General features: G+C 58.3%; 14 protein-coding genes and 1 pseudogene. 8 read left to right on the top strand and 7 right to left on the bottom strand.

Annotation, left to right across the window (positions count from 1 at the left end; all coding sequences use genetic code 11):
• Nucleotides 1-66: 66 nt before the first annotated feature.
• The 6 genes and pseudogenes from NeNHUV3_RS05240 to NeNHUV3_RS05215 all read left to right on the top strand — a co-directional run.
• Nucleotides 67-510 (top strand): annotated as a pseudogene (locus NeNHUV3_RS05240) (cytidine deaminase); the annotation flags it as partial.
• Nucleotides 507-1826 carry a thymidine phosphorylase gene (locus NeNHUV3_RS05235; RefSeq protein ID WP_391482947.1) on the top strand — a complete coding sequence of 440 codons (1320 nt, stop codon included), beginning with the start codon at nucleotides 507-509 and terminating at the stop codon, nucleotides 1824-1826. The pseudogene NeNHUV3_RS05240 and the gene NeNHUV3_RS05235, both read left to right, overlap by 4 nt.
• Nucleotides 1827-1829: 3 nt before the next feature.
• Nucleotides 1830-3032: a phosphopentomutase gene (locus tag NeNHUV3_RS05230; RefSeq protein ID WP_391482945.1), complete on the top strand. Its 1203-nt coding sequence runs from the start codon at nucleotides 1830-1832 to the stop codon at nucleotides 3030-3032.
• Nucleotides 3029-4003: an adenosine deaminase gene (locus NeNHUV3_RS05225; protein WP_391482944.1), complete on the top strand. Its 975-nt coding sequence runs from the start codon at nucleotides 3029-3031 to the stop codon at nucleotides 4001-4003. The genes NeNHUV3_RS05230 and NeNHUV3_RS05225 overlap by 4 nt, the downstream gene beginning before the upstream one ends.
• Complete coding sequence (gene upp / locus NeNHUV3_RS05220) at nucleotides 4000-4632, top strand: uracil phosphoribosyltransferase (protein ID WP_391482942.1); 633 nt, start codon at nucleotides 4000-4002, stop codon at nucleotides 4630-4632. The genes NeNHUV3_RS05225 and upp overlap by 4 nt, the downstream gene beginning before the upstream one ends.
• A gap of 66 nt (nucleotides 4633-4698) precedes the next feature.
• Nucleotides 4699-5901, top strand: coding sequence for an SPOR domain-containing protein (locus NeNHUV3_RS05215; RefSeq protein WP_391482940.1), 1203 nt, complete (start codon nucleotides 4699-4701; stop codon nucleotides 5899-5901).
• A 1-nt stretch (nucleotide 5902) separates the two neighbouring features.
• Here the strand turns inward: NeNHUV3_RS05215 and NeNHUV3_RS05210 are convergent, their stop codons facing one another.
• The gene (locus tag NeNHUV3_RS05210; protein WP_391482939.1) at nucleotides 5903-6934 is read right to left on the bottom strand and encodes a hypothetical protein; all 1032 of its coding nucleotides are present in this window, start codon (nucleotides 6932-6934) and stop codon (nucleotides 5903-5905) included.
• Nucleotides 6935-7004: 70 nt separating this feature from the next.
• The gene (locus NeNHUV3_RS05205; RefSeq protein ID WP_391482937.1) at nucleotides 7005-8627 is read right to left on the bottom strand and encodes an AMP-binding protein; all 1623 of its coding nucleotides are present in this window, start codon (nucleotides 8625-8627) and stop codon (nucleotides 7005-7007) included.
• A gap of 110 nt (nucleotides 8628-8737) precedes the next feature.
• Between NeNHUV3_RS05205 and NeNHUV3_RS05200 the strand changes: the two genes are divergently transcribed.
• Both NeNHUV3_RS05200 and NeNHUV3_RS05195 read left to right on the top strand, forming a co-directional pair.
• Nucleotides 8738-9700, top strand: a complete 963-nt coding sequence (locus tag NeNHUV3_RS05200; RefSeq protein WP_391482936.1) for a DMT family transporter — start codon at nucleotides 8738-8740, stop codon at nucleotides 9698-9700.
• Nucleotides 9697-10329, top strand: coding sequence for a Type II secretory pathway, pullulanase PulA (locus tag NeNHUV3_RS05195; RefSeq protein ID WP_391482935.1), 633 nt, complete (start codon nucleotides 9697-9699; stop codon nucleotides 10327-10329). The genes NeNHUV3_RS05200 and NeNHUV3_RS05195 overlap by 4 nt, the downstream gene beginning before the upstream one ends.
• Nucleotides 10330-10653: 324 nt before the next feature.
• Here the strand turns inward: NeNHUV3_RS05195 and NeNHUV3_RS05190 are convergent, their stop codons facing one another.
• The 5 genes from NeNHUV3_RS05190 to NeNHUV3_RS05170 all read right to left on the bottom strand — a co-directional run bounded on the left by NeNHUV3_RS05190 (nucleotide 10654) and on the right by NeNHUV3_RS05170 (nucleotide 17198).
• Nucleotides 10654-12849, bottom strand: a complete 2196-nt coding sequence (locus NeNHUV3_RS05190) for a 3-hydroxyacyl-CoA dehydrogenase NAD-binding domain-containing protein (protein WP_391482933.1) — start codon at nucleotides 12847-12849, stop codon at nucleotides 10654-10656.
• Nucleotides 12850-12861: 12 nt separating this feature from the next.
• Nucleotides 12862-14073, bottom strand: a complete 1212-nt coding sequence (locus tag NeNHUV3_RS05185) for an acetyl-CoA C-acetyltransferase (RefSeq protein WP_391482931.1) — start codon at nucleotides 14071-14073, stop codon at nucleotides 12862-12864.
• 299 nt (nucleotides 14074-14372) lie between these two features.
• Nucleotides 14373-16151: an acyl-CoA dehydrogenase C-terminal domain-containing protein gene (locus NeNHUV3_RS05180; protein ID WP_391482929.1), complete on the bottom strand. Its 1779-nt coding sequence runs from the start codon at nucleotides 16149-16151 to the stop codon at nucleotides 14373-14375.
• A 27-nt stretch (nucleotides 16152-16178) separates the two neighbouring features.
• Nucleotides 16179-16562, bottom strand: a complete 384-nt coding sequence (locus NeNHUV3_RS05175; RefSeq protein WP_048599365.1) for a MerR family DNA-binding transcriptional regulator — start codon at nucleotides 16560-16562, stop codon at nucleotides 16179-16181.
• A 267-nt stretch (nucleotides 16563-16829) separates the two neighbouring features.
• Nucleotides 16830-17198 (bottom strand): MerR family DNA-binding transcriptional regulator, encoded by a 369-nt coding sequence (locus NeNHUV3_RS05170; RefSeq protein ID WP_391482928.1) that lies wholly within the window; start codon nucleotides 17196-17198, stop codon nucleotides 16830-16832.
• Between the last annotated feature and the right edge of the window lie 173 nt (nucleotides 17199-17371).

The following is a 17371-nucleotide window of genomic DNA, read 5'->3' as shown; positions in this document are numbered from 1 at the left end:
TTTCACGGGGGCCGCGCGCGCTGTTCGATTGCACGGTGACATGGGCGGTGATCTCCGTTTTACTCAGCCCAAACCCGAGTTATGCTGGCGTTAAGCCGAGAGGAACCAGACATGTCAACATCACCGCTCATGCAGGCCGCTCACGCGGTCATGAAAAATGCGCACGCCCCTTATTCCAACTTCCAAGTAGGGGCTGCAGTGCGCACGGATGCGGGTGATGTGTTTGTGGGCTGCAATGTTGAAAACGTAGCCTATCCCGAAGGAACCTGTGCTGAAGCGGGCGCGTTGGCGGCCATGGTTGCCGCAGGACAAGGACGCATCGTTGAGGTCGCCGTGATCGCGGGGTCGCCAACCCCGGTGCCGCCGTGCGGCGGGTGCCGTCAAAAGCTGCGCGAGTTTGGCGCAGGCGATGTGGTGGTCACCATGGGCACAACCGGCGGCAACACGCTTTCCATGACCCTCGAAGAACTTTTGCCCGGTGTCTTCAACGCCGATCACATGGCCAAATGACATCTTTCGCTCCTCTACTTGATCAGTTTCGCGGTGGCACGCCGCCTGATCCGGATGAGATTGCCCAGATCGTGCGCGGCCTTGTTGACGGCTCCATGACTGATGCGCAGGCGGGCGCTTTTGCCATGGCCGTGTGTTTGCACGGGCTGGGAGACGAGGGACTCTTGGCCCTGACAACGCAAATGCGCGATAGCGGCACTGTGCTGGAATGGGGCCTTGATGGGCCGGTGATCGACAAACATTCGACGGGCGGTGTTGGGGATTGCACATCGTTTTTGATCGCGCCCGCACTTGCGGCCTGTGGCGCATACGTCCCAATGATTTCAGGCCGCGGGCTTGGGCACACGGGCGGCACCCTTGATAAACTGGAATCCATCCCGGGCATCACCGCCGATATCGCGCCCGCAAAGTTTCGCAAAATAGTAGGCGAGGTCGGCTGCGCCATCGTCGCCGCAAGTACAGATGTGGCCCCCGCCGACAAACGCCTTTACGCGGTCCGTGACGTGACAGGCACGGTGAAAAGCACGGCCCTGATCACCGCGTCGATCTTGTCCAAAAAGCTTGCGGCCGGTCTTGATGCGCTGGTGCTTGATATCAAAATGGGCAGCGGCGCGTTCATGAAAACCGTGGCCGAGGCCGAAGTGCTGGCCAACGCTTTGGTCAATGTGGCCAACGGTGCGGGCTGCAAAACCACCGCCCTCATCACGGACATGAACCAACCACTTGCCAAATCTATGGGCAACGCGCTGGAACTTTCCGAGGCCCTGCACGCCTTGACGGGCGACGGGGTTGATCATGATTTGCCCGACATGGCCGCCAATCTGGCAGGCTCTGTTTTGGCCAGCGCGGGCCTTGCCCAAGACGCCACCCAAGGGGCCGATTTGATTACGGATACATTCTACAATGGCAACGCCGCCGAGGTCTTTGGCCGTATGATCAGCGCCATGGGCGGGCCCCATGATTTTGTCGATCGGTGGGAAGACCGCTTGCCAAGCGCGCCAGTGATGCAAGAAGTTCTGCCGCCGCGCGCGGGCTTTGTCACCGCAATTGATGGCGAGGCATTGGGCCAGCTTGTCGTGCATCTTGGTGGCGGGCGCAAAACGATCGGCGGGCGGATCGATCACTCTGTTGGCCTGTCGGACATCGCAGCTTTGGGCGATCAGATCGACGCGGATGTGCCGCTGTGTATGTTGCACGCCCGTTCCGAGCATGACGCGGACGCCGCGACCAAAATCATCCGCGCGGCGATCACCCTTGGCGATGCGCCGATGGACCTGCCGCCGACCATTTACAAACGTGTCGGGCAGGGGGACTAAACCATGGGTCGCGCGTTTTTGGTTGTAATGGATTCCGTTGGCTGTGGCGGCGCGCCTGATGCGGCGGCTTTTGGCGACGAAGGGGCAAATACCCTTGGCCACATTGCCGATGCCTGTGCAAACGGGCAAGCAGACGTGGGGCGGTCCGGTCCGCTCAACATTCCCAATTTACTGTCCTTTGGCCTTGGTGCGGCTGTTGCCCAAGCCAGCGGTCACAGCCGCCTTCTTGACGCGACCTCGGGCCCGATTGCGGGCCTTTGGGGAAGTGCGACCGAACATAGCATCGGCAAAGATACCCCCTCAGGACATTGGGAGTTGGCGGGCCTGCCGGTCCCGTTTGAGTGGCATTATTTCCCCCAAACTCCGGTGGCTTTTCCGCCTGAAATTTTGGAGGCCGTCGCGCGCATCGCAGGCACCGAAGGCTCTCTTGCCAACTGTCACGCCAGCGGCACAGGCGTGCTGGATGACTTCGGCCCAGAGCACCTTAGGACCGGCTGGCCCATCTGCTACACCTCCGTTGATAGCGTTTTCCAAATCGCCGCCCACGAGGAAATTTTCGGCCTTCAGCGGCTTTATGATTTGTGTGCCGAACTCGCACCTATACTGCATGAAATGGGTATTGGCCGCGTTATTGCACGGCCTTTTGTGGGGGCTGCGGGGGCATTTACACGCACGCCCCACCGCCGTGATTTTGCTCTACTGCCCCCCGAAGATGTATTGATGGATTTCGCCGCCGCCGAAGGCCGCGCGGTTCACGCCGTGGGAAAAATCGGCGATATTTTCAGCATGCGCGGCATCACAGATTGCACCAAAGGGCCTGATGCAAAACTGATGGAAGACCTAATTGATCTGGCGGGCACAGCCCAAGACGGCGCATTCATTTTTGCCAACTTCGTCGAGTTTGACAGCGAATATGGCCACCGCCGCGATGTGGCTGGATATGCGCGCCATCTTGAATGGTTTGACGCGCAATTGCCGCGTCTTTTGGCACGTCTTGCGTCTGATGACCTGCTGTTGATCACCGCCGATCACGGCAATGATCCCACGTGGCGCGGCACCGATCACACCCGCGAACGGGTGCCTGTCGTGGGGCCCGCGCTAGCGAAATCCGGTGAGCTTGGCGCCATCAACTTTGCCGATGTAGGCGCTACGCTCGCAGCCCATCTTGGCCTGAAACAATACGGAAAAGGGACACCCGCCAAATGAAGAACCGCCCCAAGCTTGAGCTGCATTTGCACTTGGAAGGTGCCGCGTCGCCTGCGTTCATCAAGGGCCTCGCCGCTGAGAAAAAGCTCGATATCTCTGGCATTTTTGATGAACGTGGCAATTACGACTATGCGGATTTTGCGGGCTTTCTGGATGTCTATGAGGCGGCGACCCAAGCGCTCAAAATGCCTGAAGATTACGCGCGCCTCACCACAGCGGTGCTGCAAGATTGCGCCGAACATGGGGTTGTTTACGCCGAAACGTTCCTGTCGCCAGATTTTTGCGGGGGACGTGATGTGGGCGCGTGGCGCGAATACCTTGCCGCAATCCAAGAAGCCGCCGCCGCGATGGAGCCGCACATCACCCTGCGCGGCTGCGTCACGGCCATCCGCCATTTCGGTGCCGAAAAATCCCGCGAAACGGCCATTTGTGCGGCTGAAACTGCGGGTGACTTCATCACAGGGTTTGGCATTGCAGGGGCCGAAACCGTTGGCGCACCGCGCGATTTTGCTTGGGCTTTTGACTGCGCGCGCGAAGCGGGGCTTGGCCTGACGGCGCACGCGGGCGAGTGGGGCGGTGCGGCGATGGTCCGCGATACCCTTGATCAGCTGCCGGGCATTTCGCGTATCGGTCACGGGGTGCAAGCCATCACTGATCTGGCGCTTTGCGACCGGCTGATTGAGAATGACATCACCCTTGAGGTCTGTCCCGGGTCAAACGTGGCGCTTGGGGTCGTGCCGAACTGGGCGTCACATCCCATAGAAAAGCTGCGCGCCCGAGGTGTCAAAGTGACCGTTAGCACAGACGATCCGCCGTTCTTTCACACCACCATGACGAATGAATACGACCGTCTTGCCCACCACTTTGGTTGGGACGATGAGATTTTCCGCGAAGTTGAGCAAAACGCCCTTGAGGCGGCATTCTGTTCTGCCGAAACCCGCGCCATCATTGCAAAAAGGCTTCAATCATGAACGAACACGTCACCCTTGTGGATCACCCTTTGGTTCAGCACAAACTGTCTATCATGCGCGACAAAGAAACCTCGACGGGGCAATTTCGTCAGTTGCTGCGCGAAATAAGTCAGTTTTTGGCCTATGAAATCACCCGTGAATTGCCTTTGGAAAATCAAGCAATCGAAACACCCATGGGACCAATGGATGCGCCCATGTTACGCGGTAAAAAGCTGGCACTGATCTCGATTTTGCGGGCGGGAAACGGCCTTCTGGACGGTGTTCTTGAACTTGTTCCCTCTGCACGGGTTGGTTTTGTTGGGCTCTACCGTGATGAGCAAACCCTTGAACCCGTTGAATATTATTTCAAAGTGCCTGACGTGCTTGAGGAACGGCTGGTGATTGCAGTGGACCCGATGCTGGCCACAGGCAATTCATCTGTCGCAGCGATTGACCGTCTGAAAGAAGCGGGCGCTACGAACATCCGTTTCATGTGCCTGCTGGCCGCACCTGAGGGCATTGCCCGCATGCGGCAAGCGCATCCAGACGTGCACATCGTGACCGCTTCTGTGGATGAAAAACTCAACGATCAGGGCTACATTGTGCCCGGTTTGGGGGACGCGGGTGACCGGATGTTCGGCACCAAGTAACAGCATTATCACTTTACTAAATAGGGTTTTTGGCGCACAGTTTCGCTATATTTAGTGGAGTGACATATGTCTGTTTCTAAGTTCGCGGCCTTCACGGCGACCCTTGCCTTGCTGTTTACCACGTCTGTCTCCGCCCAGTCTCTGGCGGGCAATACAGTCCCAGCAGAGTTCCCGCCCTCTTCGTTCAAAGGCAACCAATACGTTGATAGTAAAGGATGTGTTTTCATCCGTGCGGGCATTTCGGGCAACACCACATGGGTGCCGCGTGTATCTCGCAACCGTCAGATTGTGTGCGGCTTTCAACCCTCTCTAAAGGGTGCAACAGCCGCCGCACCCGCCCAAGCGGCCCCTACTAAATCTGCGCCGCAGCCTGCGCGCAAGCCCGCGCCAAAACCCAAAGCGGTTGCAAAAGCCAAAACGCCAGTACAGCCTACAACAAAAGTGGCAACGCCTGTTACTGGTCAAACCGCTAGTGCCACATTGACACCGCAGACACCGCGCCGTGACCGTCAGGGGGTCACCAACGCGCCTCTGCGCACCACCGCGACGTTGCCAAGCGCTGCCGCACCCAAAATCCAAACCGCGCCAACTACGCAGCCAACCCGCAGCCAACCTGCTTGTCGTGGGGCCTCGGCGCTTAGCTCGAAATACATCAACGCGGGCACGCCCGATAATCCTGTCCGATGTGGCCCGCAGCAGGGTAATTTTTTCGGCCAAGACGGCACCACCACGCTGGGTCCGCAAAGCAGCCTTGATGTTGCGCCGCGCACAGCGCCGGACCCCTCGCGCGGTGTGGTGCGGCTGTCAAAAGTGCCCGCCAGCGCCCGCGTCACGTTTGACCCGCCAAAAGGTTACCGCCCCGTTTGGGACGATGACCGTCTGAACCCGCGCCGTGGCCTTGAGACCCGCGAGGGGCGCGCTGCCAGCAACCGCATCTGGACGCAAAAAGTCCCCCGCAAGCTGCTAAAAAAAGCTCCTCAGGTCACCCGCGCGGGTAATGATCCGTTACGTTTGTCGTTTGGGACCAAAAGCACGCCTGCATCGCACCGCTTCGTTCAGGTGGGCACCTACGAGGTGAAGGGCAATGCCACCCGCGCTGCACAGCGTCTTGCTGCGGCAGGGCTGCCTGCAAAAATCGGGCGTGCCACGCGGGGCGGCAAAACATATCAGGTCGTTCTGACCGGACCTTTTCAGGATCAATCCGCCCTACGCGCAGCCCTTCAAGGCGCGCGATCTGCGGGCTTTCGCGACGCGTTTCTACGCAAGTAATTTACTGATCGCAGATCCCCTGCAGGGCCAGCCAGTCGCGGTCACTCAGCAACGGTGGATCGCTTAGTTGTGCCGCATCAAGCAGTGGTTTTGTCCGCTCTCCGCTGGGGTCAATTGCAGCCGCAAGGGTGGTCGTCTCAAGGCCGCGTAACCGCATTTGATCCGCCAACGCACCCATCTCAACATCTTCCAACGGCGTCTGAACCAACGCTTGGGCATAGCCGCGTAGCACGTCTTGGGGCAGCTGCGCAGTGGTCAGCAATGTGAATGTGTGGCGCAGTCCCGCAAACTCAAGCAGCGGGCGTACGGGGTCTTGGCCCGCTTGGCGCAGACCTGCCGCCAGCATAAATCCAGCCAGCACTTCTGGGTCATCATGATCCTCAACCAGCGTCGCACTCAGCAGCAGTTTGCCGCCGGGTAACCACAGACTATCCGGCAAGCCAGAGCGGTGAATTTGCGGCAGCCCAGCAGGCGCTACGAAATCCGCATTATCCGACGTGCCCCGAACGCGGTCCGTCACCATTTGTAGTGCGCGGGTGCCTTCGCGGCGGGTGCACGCAGGGCCTGCAAGGCGGGTAATCTCACGGCTCAGCTCGCGGCCAATTTCGGCGCGTTTGACTTGGGGCAAAACCCCAAGCGTGTGATCCACCATGGCGGGGGGCATCCAGAAAAAGCCGATCCAGCCCACCAATGCCAAGCTGCCCGCCAACACGGCGGCGCGCAGCCGCCCACGGTGCGGACGGGTCCGGTCAATGGCTTTGCGCACTTTGTCGATGGCCTCGACCATGGTTTTGTCGTCAATCTCAACAAGTTCGGTGCCGTCTGCATCGGGGCTGTAGGTGACCACGCCATCTTTGTCGGACACTTTGCGCACGGCGGCCAATGACCAATGGGACAAAACCCGTTCGGCATTATCGGTAATCACAAGGGTGGCGTTGCCAAAAGACACGATCACCTCGCGGCGCTGCGCATCTGCATCCGCGCGCCAAAGGCCCGTGCTTTCGAGCAATGCGTACTGTGAAAGGGCGGTCATCTGACGCTTTATCTCCGTCAACTTGCTCTGAACAACATATAGGTCAGACGCCGCACCGCCGCAATTGCACTCAGAGGGATTTCGCCACTGTGCGCAATTCAAACTTCTGGATTTTGCCCGTCGAGGTTTTTGGCAGCTCTTGGAAAATCACACGTTTGGGCGTTTTGAACCCCGCAAGGCGCGCGCGGCAAAAGGCGATGATCTCGGCCTCGGTTGGGGTTGCGCCGTCTTTCAATTCAACAAAGGCACAGGGGACCTCGCCCCATTTGTCATCGGGCTTGGCGACCACGGCGCATAGGTTGACGGCCGCGTGGTTCATCAACGCGCTTTCGACCTCAACAGAGCTGATGTTTTCGCCGCCCGAAATGATGATGTCCTTGGCACGGTCAGCGATTTGTATGAACCCGTCGGGGTGGTGCAAGGCAATGTCGCCGCTGTGGAAATACCCGCCCGCAAAGGCCTCGGCGGTGGCGTCCGGATTTTTCAGATAGCCCTTCATCACGCAGTTGCCGCGCAACATGATCTGGCCGGTTGTGGTGCCGTCGCGCGGGATGTCGTTGCCGCTGTCGTCCCATACGGCGACGGGCTCCATCATGGGGAAAGCAACCCCTTGGCGCGCAGCGATGCTGGCCGCCTCGTCTTGGGGCAGCGCGTCCCATGCGGGGTCCCAAAGACATTCGGTGACGTGGCCATATGTTTCGGTCAGCCCGTAGACTTGTTGCACATCAAAGCCCAGTTTGGTGATGGCCGCCAACGTGGCGGGGGCGGGCGGCGCGCCTGCGGTGAAGACTTTGACTGTGTGATCAAAACTGCGCCGCGCTTCATCTGGTGCGTTGACGATCATGTTCAACACAATCGGTGCCCCGCCAAAATGGGTCACACCGGCGGCAATGGCGTCATAAATAGCGTGAGGTGTCACATCGCGACAGCAGTGGATCGTACCGCCCAGCATTGGAATCATCCACGCGTGGTTCCACCCGTTACAGTGAAACATCGGCACAATCGTTAGGTACTGCGGGCGCAGCGGCATTTGCCACGCGGCCGGTGTGCCCATGGTCATCAGATACGCGCCGCGGTGATGATAGACCACGCCCTTGGGCCGCCCTGTGGTGCCCGAGGTGTAATTCAGCGCAAGGCTTTCCCATTCATCTTCGGGCATCATCCACGCAAACGCTGCATCGCCGGTGGCCAGCAAATCTTCGTATGTTTGGTGCGCGCCGGTGGCTGTGATGCCCGCAACGGCGTCAGGCACTTCAATCAAGATGGGCGCGGGGCCGTCCATCCGTTCGATCGCTTGCAACGCCAGTGGCATGAACTGGGTGTCGACCAAAGCGGCCTTGGCCTCGCCGTGATCAAAGATGTAGGCCACGGTATCTGGATCAAGGCGGGTGTTGATGGTGTTCAAAACCGCACCACACGCGGGCACGCCAAAGGCCGCTTCGCATTGGGCGGGAGTGTTTGGTAGCAGCGTCGCTACCACGTCACCGCTTTGCACACCGATGCTTTTTAGCGCGCTGGCCAATTGCGAGCAGCGGGCGTGGTACTGCGCATAGGTGACTTTATGGTCACCATAAATTACCGCGGTGGTTTGGGCGAACACATCAGCCGCGCGGCGCAAATGGGACAGCGGCGTTAGGGGCACGTAATTGGCGGGTGTTTTGTCTAAACCCGTCTCATCTTTCATCCAGCCCATTGCGCCCTCCCAAGCAGTTCACCTTCCAACGCACGCCTTGTCGTCGGCACCGCGTATATTGTCGACTATGGCGCTTGCGCGGCAAGAGGCAAGCGGTCAATGATGGGAAAATGAGCAGTACACCTTCCAATAACACCGCCGCGATCGGCTGGATGATGACGGCGATGGTCATTTTGGGCATCGTCGATAACCTTGTGCCCTATATTGTGGACGACATCAGCCTTTGGCAATTCCACACCCTGCGCAGCATTGTTGCAGTGGCAACAGTGGCGCTTTTGGGTTTGGTTTTCGGGCTGAACTTACGTCCAAAGCGGGTTTGGGCCGTGCTGGGGCGTTCGCTGTTTTTGGCGATTGCGATGATTTTGTATTTCGGCTGCCTTGGCTTTTTCCCGATTTCGGCTGCGGCGGCGGGGCTGTTCACAGCGCCCGTTTTGGTGGTGTTCATCGAGGCTATTTGGTCACGCACGCCCATCGGGCCTGTGCGGTTGGTGACGGCCTTTGTGGGGCTGTGCGGGGCGCTGATGGTGCTGAAGCCCGATGTGGGCGGGCTTGGCTGGCCCAACCTGGTGCCCATTTTGGCGGGTGTGTTTTACGCCACGGGTAATGTGGCCACGCGCAAATGGTGCGAAGGCGAAACCCCGTGGGTGCTGACATGGAGTTACATGGCGTGGGTTTTGTTGATCGCTGCATTGGTGTCGCTGTACCTGCAGGCCAACCCGGGCGAGGGGTTCCTGGGCCGCGCGTGGGTCTGGCCCACGGCGCTGTCATGGTGGATCATTCTGGTGCAGGCGGTGGTGTCGGTTGGGGCGATCGCGTGCCTGATGAAGGCCTACCTGACCGGGGACGCGCCGATTGTTTCGGTCTTTGAATACACGCTGCTGATCTTTGCCTCGGTCACGGCCTATATCCTGTTTGGCACGGTCGTCAGCCCGCTTGGGGTGCTGGGGATGGTGGTCATCATCGGCTCTGGTGTGGTTGTGGCGTGGCGGGTGCAACGCGCAGGGAGGCTTGAGCGGCTTGAGCGGCTTGAGCGACCTGAGCAGTCTAAGCTACCCGAGCAGCTTGCCCCATGATCTACAGCAAGGGCCGCAACTATCTGCTGACCCATGCGCCCAAAACGGGGGGCACTGCCCTGATGCTGGCGCTTGAGGCGCGGGCGATGGCGGATGACATTATTGTGGGCGATACCCCAAAAGGCAAAGCGCGGGCAAAGCGGCAAAAGAGCCTTCAGACGGCGGGTCGGCTTTGGAAACATGCGACCCGCGCGGATTTGGCCGGGTTGTTTGACGGCGCGCCATTTGCGGTAAGCTTGGTGCGCAATCCGTGGGACCGCGTGGTGAGTTATTATCACTGGCTGCGCGCCCAAGACTTTGCCCACCGCGCCGTGAGCCTTGCCAAAGATGAAACCTTTGAGGCGTTTGTTTTGACGCCATGGATGCAAGACAGTCTGCGCGCGCATCCCTATGCTCATTACGTCACGGATGAAACCGGTGTGGAGCAGTGCGATGCGTTCATCCGCCTTGAGCATCTGACCGATGATCTTGCCCCGTTTGAGGCGCATCTAGGGTTTAGGCTTGAGGTTGGGCGCGCCAATGCATCACAGCGCGATGCAGATTACCGCGGCTATTTCAGCGACACGACCCGCGATGTGATTGCCGATGTTTGTGCCCAAGACATTGCGCGGTTTGGCTACGTTTTTTGATGCACAAATAACCCCGCTGGCCCAATGAAAGGCCGCGAGGGGGACAGCAGTGCAGGGCACCTCGGTCCGTATATCGCCAGAGGGGGCCTCGGGCATGTTTGTAGGGTTTTTGCGGTAAAACGAGGCCGTAAAAGAGGCAGCGCTGCCGTTGGTATGATCCGGTTGGGGGTGTAAGGCCCGCGCGGTATCAGGGTCGATATGCGGTGTGTCAAACCGGAACAATTCAGGACGTCCTGAGCGCAGTTTAGTGCGGGGGCGTTAACGGTGTCTTAGACCACCGTGCGGTGCACGCCCCCGCTGATAAGTTACAGTGCCAACAGCCTGCTAGGCGGCAGGGGCAGCAGGGGCAAAGCGGCCATAAAAGCTTTGTCCCTTGTCGGCCATCTCACGCAAAAGCGCAGGGGTCGCAAAGCGTGCCCCGAACTTTTCGCTAAGCGCATCACAGCGTTCTGCCGCGTAGGGCGCGCCAATGATATCAAGCCACGACAGCGGCCCGCCAGACCACGGCGCAAAGCCCCAGCCAAGGATCGCGCCAACGTCACCTTCGCGGATGTCCATCAGAACACCGTCCTCAAGGGCGCGTACGGCCTCAAGGGTTTGGGCAAACATCAGGCGGTGCTGGACCTCGATGATGTCAGGTTGCGCATCGCGTGTGGGGTATTTGGCGGCAAGACCGTCCCACAGCAACCCGCGCTTGCCTTTGTCGTCATAGGCGTAAAAGCCCGCGTTGGCTTTGCGGCCCAAGCGGCCCTCATCGGCCATCCAGAACAGTACCTCGTCCACGGCGCCGTCAGGGTAGGCATCGCCCATTGCGGCTTTGGTGGCTTTGGCGATTTTCACACCCAGATCGACAGATGTTTCATCGACCAATTGAAGCGGGCCAAGGGGCATGCCCAGTTGTTTGGCCGCATTTTCGATCAGGGCGGGCTGCACACCCTCGGCGACCATGCGGATGCCTTCGTTGATGTAGGGAATGATACAGCGGTTGGCGTAGAAAAAGCGCGCATCATTAACCACGATCGGGGTCTTTTTGATCTGGCGCACAAAGTCGAGAGCTTTGGCCGTGGCGCGATCACCGGTTTGCGCGCCTTTGATGATTTCCACCAACAACATTTTGTCGACAGGTGAGAAAAAGTGGATGCCGATGAATTGCTCTGGGCGTGCACTGGCTTTGGCCAACTCAGAAATCGGCAAGGTCGAGGTGTTGGTGGCAAAGATGCACTCTGCGTCCACGACGGCTTCGACTTTCTTGGTGACGTCTGCTTTGATCGCCACGTCCTCAAAGACCGCCTCAACTATCAGATCACAGCCCGCAAGGGCGTTGTAATCTGTGGTTGCGGTGATCTGCGCCAGCACGGCCTCTTTCTTTTCGGGCGTGGCTTTTTTGCGCGCGATGCCTTTGTCCATGTAGGTGGCGGTGTAGTCTTTGCCTTTGTCCGCGGCCTCTTGGCTTTGGTCCAGTAAGACAACCTCGATGCCCGCAAGGGCGGAGACAAGTGCGATGCCCGCGCCCATCATGCCCGCGCCCAGAACGCCGACTTTGCGCACGGATTGGTCACTGACTTCCGCCGGACGCACAGCACCTTTTTCAAGCGCTTCTTTGTTGATGAAAAGCGAACGGATCATGGCAGAAGACGATGGGTTCATCAGCACATTGGTGAACCAGCGCGCCTCAATTTTGATGGCTGTATCAAAAGGCACCAACGCGCCTTCATAGACCGCCGACAAAAGCGCCTTGGCCGCAGGAAATGCGCCTTGGGTTTTGCCGTTGACCATCGCCGAGGCCCCCACATAGGTCATGAAACCCGCAGGATGGTAGGGCGCGCCGCCGGGCATTTTGTAACCCTTTTCGTCCCATGGTTTGACGATCTTTGGCTCGGAGAGGACCCATTCTTTGGCGGCTGCAACGGGATCATCCGCGATCTCGTCGATGAGGCCAGCCGCTTTGGCGCGCGCAGGGTCGCTTAGCTTGCCTTCCAGCAGAAATGGCGAGGCACCCATGGCGCCCATCTTGCGCACAAGCCGCGTTGTGCCGCCCATGCCGGGGAAGATGCCAACCATGATTTCAGGTAGGCCAATTTTGGCTTTGGGGTTGGGGGCTGCAAAAATGCGGTGGCACGCAAGGGGTAGTTCAAACCCGATACCAAGGGCCGTGCCGGGCAGGGCCGCTGCGATTGGCTTGCCGCCTTTATTGGTTTTGGGGTCCATGCCTGCGCGCTCAATCTTGCGCAAAATAGCATGGGTGGCCATGAGGCCGTCCATCAGACCGCGCGCAGGTGCGTCACCGGCCATCTCTTTCATCTTGGAGATGATGTTCAAATCCATACCGCCTGCAAACGAGCCGGGTTTGCCAGAGGTCAGCACAGCGCCTTTGATAGCATCATCGGCCAGCACTTGGTCAATGAGCGCGTCAAGGTCGTCAAAGCCCTGTTGGTTCATCACGTTCATGGATTTGCCAACGGTGTCCCACACGATTGTGGCCACGCCGTCTGCGTCGATGTTCATAGAAAAGTCAGACATATCAATGGCTCCTTACACGCGTTCGATGATTGTTGCGGCACCCATGCCAGAGGCGATGCACAAAGTGGCCAAGCCAACTTCTTTGTCTGCGCGCTCCATCTCATCAAGCAAAGTGCCGATGATGATTGCGCCGGTCGCCCCAAGGGGGTGCCCCATGGCGATAGACCCGCCGTTCACGTTGACCACGCTATCGTCCACATCAAAGGCCTGCATAAAGCGCAGCACAACCGAGGCGAATGCTTCGTTTACCTCAAACAGATCGATGTCTTTGATCGACATCCCCGCATCCGCAAGGATCTTTTCAGTAACGGGCACAGGTCCGGTCAGCATGATGGTGGGGTCGGTGCCAATTTTGGCCGTCTGACGGATGCGAGCGCGCGGCTTCAGCCCGTGCTTTTCGCCAAATGCCTTTGAGCCGATCAGAACGCCCGCTGCCCCATCAACGATGCCTGACGAGTTGCCCGCATGGTGGATGTGGTTGATTTTTTCGAGGTGCGGATACTTGAGCAGCGCGACTTTATCAAAGCCGGGCATAACTTCGCCCATGGCCTGAAACGCGGGGTTCAAACCGCCCAGTGACTGCATATCCGTTTGGGGGCGCATGTATTCATCATGGGCCAGAATATCGAGACCGTTTTGATCGCGCACGGTGATCATGGAATTGGCGAAACGGTTGTCATCCCACGCGGCTTTGGCGCGTTGTTGTGATTTCACGGCAAGCTCATCCGCATCGGTGCGGCTGAAGCCGTACTTAGTGGCGATGATATCGGCAGAGATGCCTTGGGGGACAAAATACGTGTCCATCGCAACAGATGGATCAACGGCGATGGCCGCCCCGTCACTACCCATGGCAACGCGGCCCATCATCTCAACGCCGCCTGCGATATATGCCTCACCAGCCCCGCCTTTGATCTGGTTGGCAGCAAGGTTCACCGCTTCCATGCCAGAGGCACAAAACCGGTTGATCGCAAGACCGGGGATTGACTGATCAAGGTCTGAGGCCAGCACGGCCGTGCGTGCAAGACAGCCACCCTGTTCCATGACTTGGGTCACGTTGCCCCAGATCACGTCTTCAACGGCGTGACCGCTTAGATCGTTGCGCGACTTCAGTGCATTGAGAATTTGGGCAGACAGGCGCACGGATGTGACTTCGTGCAGTGAGCCGTCTTTGCGGCCCTTTCCGCGCGGGGTGCGAACGGCGTCATAAATATAGGCTTCAGACATGAGGGTAGTCTCCTTGTTGGGCGGGGTCAGCGGGCAAATTGCGCCGCGTCAAATCGTGAAGGTGGGGCAGGGGATGCCGGCGGGATATGAGTATTTGGCCCAAAGCGAAGCATAATCTGCTTGGCTGTTATTTGGGCTTAACCAAGAGGTGCTAAAGCTTGCGGCGCGGTACAGGCTGGAGAGCCGATGACCGTCCGAAGCGAAGTCCCCAACGTGTGCTGCAGCGCGCATTGGGGCTTCCACTTCGCTTTGGTTGAAATACTCAAATCCTGACATCTGCTGCTCCGGCAAGGGGTGGTTCAGAATTGTTCGGCTTCAAGGGTCATGACAGTGTCCGCACCGCTTTCGATACGTGCCAAATGGGTTGCTGTGACCGGCAAGCATCGCGCCATGTAATATTTACCAGTGGCGATTTTGGCCTCGTAAAAACTTGTGTCTGAGGCGCCAGCATCCAGAGCCGCATAGGCAGCTTTGCCCATCTTGGCCCAGACCAGCCCCATGCAGACCTGACCGAACAAGTGCATGAAGTCATAGCTTCCTGACAGTGCGTTATTGGGGTTTTTCATCCCGTTTTGCATGAAATACATCCCCGCCGCCTGCAGGTCTTTTGATGCGGCTTTCAGGGGTGTCAGGAAGTGGGTGTTTAGCGCTTCGTGTTCGGCGTTGTCTTTGATGAAAGACTTCACCAACTCGAAGAACGCCATAACGGTTTTACCACCGTTCAGCCCAAGTTTGCGTCCCACCAGATCAAGGGACTGCACGCCGTTGGTGCCTTCATAGATCATGGTGATGCGCGCATCGCGTACAAACTGCTCAAGGCCCCATTCGCGGGTGAAACCGCTGCCGCCAAGGGTTTGTTGCGCGTTAACGGCGGTTTCAAACCCTTTGTCGGTCAGGAACCCTTTGATGATGGGGGTCAACAGCGAGATCATCGCCTCGGCCTCGGCATCATCTTCGCGCACGGCTTGGTCAATCATCGTAGCGCCCCAAAACGTGAACGCGCGCGCGCCCTCAACAAAGGCCTTTTGCTCCATCAAGTTGCGGCGCACATCAGGGTGCACAATGATCGGGTCTGCGGGCTTTTCAGGCGCTTTGGCACCTGTGACATCGCGGCCCTGAAGACGGTCTTGGGCAAAAGCCGCAGCGTTTTGATAGGCCACAACACCCTGCGCATAGCCTTGCAGGCCGACGCCGATACGCGCTTCGTTCATCATTGTGAACATTGCGCGCATGCCTTTATTTTTTTCGCCAATCAGATAGCCGGTCGCTCCGTCATAATTCATCACGCAGGTGGCATTGCCGTGGATGCCCATTTTCTTTTCCAACCCGCCGCAAGACAGATCATTGCGCGCGCCCAAGCTGCCATTTTCATTGACCAAAAACTTTGGCACAATAAACAAAGACACGCCCTTGATGTCATCCGGCTCGCCCGGAATTTTCGCCAGAACCAGATGCACGATGTTGTCGACCATGTCGTGCTCACCGGCTGAGATCCAAATCTTTTGACCGCTGATTTTGTAGCTGCCGTCCTCTTGGGGGGCGGCTTTGGTGCGCATTAGGCCAAGGTCTGTACCGCAATGGGGTTCGGTCAGGTTCATGGTGCCGCCCCATTTGCCTGCGATCATGTTGGGCAGATAGGTTTGTTTTTGCGCATCCGTGCCGTGCGCCACGATCGCTGACATCGCCCCGTGGGCCAAGCCTTGGTACATGTTGAACGCCATGTTTGCAGAGCTGAACATCTCACCCACGGCGGTTTGCACAATGTAAGGCATGCCTTGGCCGCCGTACTCCTCGGGCATATCAAGGCCCATCCATCCACCTTCGGCCACGGTTTCGAACGCTTCTTTGAACCCGTCAGGGGTGCGCACAACGCCGTTTTCAAGGGTGCAGCCTTGCTCATCGCCAACGGGGTTCAGTGGGGCTGTGACGTCCATCGCCAGCTTGCCTGCTTCTTCCAGAACGGCGCTGGTGAAATCTGCATCAAGGTCGGCGTAGCCGCGTGTGCTAAGCTCGGAAATGCGCAGTGTCTCGTGAAGCACAAACGCCATGTCTTTGGTGGGGGCTGTGTAATGGGGCATAACGGATCTCTCCCTGATCGGTACTTTTTAGTTAGGTGTGTCGTTTGCGTTGCGGGCGATAATTTCGGCCCCCCACGCAAGTTGTTCTTTGAGGTCTTCGATCGCCTCGGTCAGTTCATCGCGCTGGGCGATCATTGCGTTCAGGCGGTCTTGGGCAATCTGGTAGGTGCGCTTGAGCTGGGTCTGCTGCTGGTCGCCCATGTCATACAGATCAAGCAACTGTCGGATGTCCTCAAGGCTGAACCCAAAGCGTTTGCCACGCAAAATCAGCTTCAGCCGCGCGCGGTCACGTTTGGTGAAAAGGCGGCGCTGGCCTTCGCGGATCGGGAACAGCAGTTCCTTGGCCTCATAAAAGCGCAATGTGCGGGCAGTGACGTCGAATGCCTCGCACATTTCACGGATGCTCATCATGCGGTCCGTGACGAAAAGATCATCCGGCGTTGTGGCGCCCGCAGAGGTGTGCGCCAACGTGGTGTGGGGGGTGTCTACATGTGTCATGCCCAAGTGCTAGCAAACAGTTGACGTTAACGTAAATGTAACGCCGCGTCACTTTTCGCAAGGTAAACAACTCGTGAATCAAACGTAAATTATCAACCGATTTCCATGGCCTAAAGTGCCCTGAAATCAGCAAAAAATCGCTATGTTTATTGGGGTTTTGTCGTGGTCGCTCGGGTGGGCTTAGGACGACAGCTCATTTGCTGTGAGATCGCGCAGGCGGCGCAATTCTTCGGTGGTTTCAACCAATTGACGCTGCTGTTCTTCCAGTTCGGCCAGTTGCACATCAGCCAGCTCAACCCATGCGCGCATCTGCGTCTCGGTGCCCTCATGATCATAGATCAACAGCCACTGACGGATATCTTCAAGTGGGAAACCAAAGCGGCGACCGCGCAAAATAAGCGTCATGCGGGCACATTCACGGGTGCTGTAAAAACGTGCGCGGCCTTCTTTGCGCGGGGTCAGAAGTTCAATGTATTCGTAATAGCGCAGGGTGCGCGGCGTGACATCAAACCGGGTACACATCTCTTTGAAGCTGAGGTCTTCGGTCATGTTCACGGGGCAAATACTCCTGAAAAATCTGTTCTGACTTTACGGCAAGTCGGGGGCGTCTTGCAACCGCTTCGCCGGTGGCGCATCACGAAATAGACTTGCACAAGGTGTTTGGCAGGTGAATGTTGCGTATGCGCGGTGCTGCATAATTTTGTGCCCGCTGCACCGCGCTT

Source organism: Nereida sp. NH-UV-3 (genome assembly GCF_042939535.1).
Lineage (GTDB): Bacteria > Pseudomonadota > Alphaproteobacteria > Rhodobacterales > Rhodobacteraceae > Nereida > Nereida ignava.
Note: the sequence above shows the minus strand (reverse complement) of the source record. Positions and strands in the feature narration are given on the sequence as shown.